The sequence below is a fragment of the Flavobacterium sp. genome, assembly GCF_003525665.1.
GTDB lineage: Bacteria > Bacteroidota > Bacteroidia > Flavobacteriales > Flavobacteriaceae > Flavobacterium.
On record NZ_DQDX01000187.1, the window covers coordinates 455 to 742 of the forward strand.

1 protein-coding gene is annotated in these 288 nt (G+C 28.8%); it reads left to right on the forward strand.

Going from position 1 to position 288, the window contains the following annotated elements:
* Window positions 1–288 (forward strand): 3'-5' exonuclease (locus DIU01_RS13205; protein WP_290835194.1); only part of this gene is annotated, 288 nt, incomplete at both ends.

Genomic DNA, 288 nt, shown 5'->3' on the forward strand with positions numbered 1-288 from the left:
TTGGTTATTTTGTTACCAAAGGCGATATTCGAAATTTTAGAGTAACCTCTTTTTTTGGTGAAGAGAAAAAGATTTTATTAGATTTTAATAATCTTTTAGCCAATCATTTTGATGGTTCTCAAAATATTCTTTGTGGTCATAATGCCAAAGAATTTGACTTTCCATTTATAGCTCGTAGAATGATTATCAATCAAGTAAGTATTCCAAATAAGCTAAATTTATTCGGGAAAAAACCTTGGGAAATCGCACATCTTGATACCTTAGAATTATGGAAATTTGGAGATTATA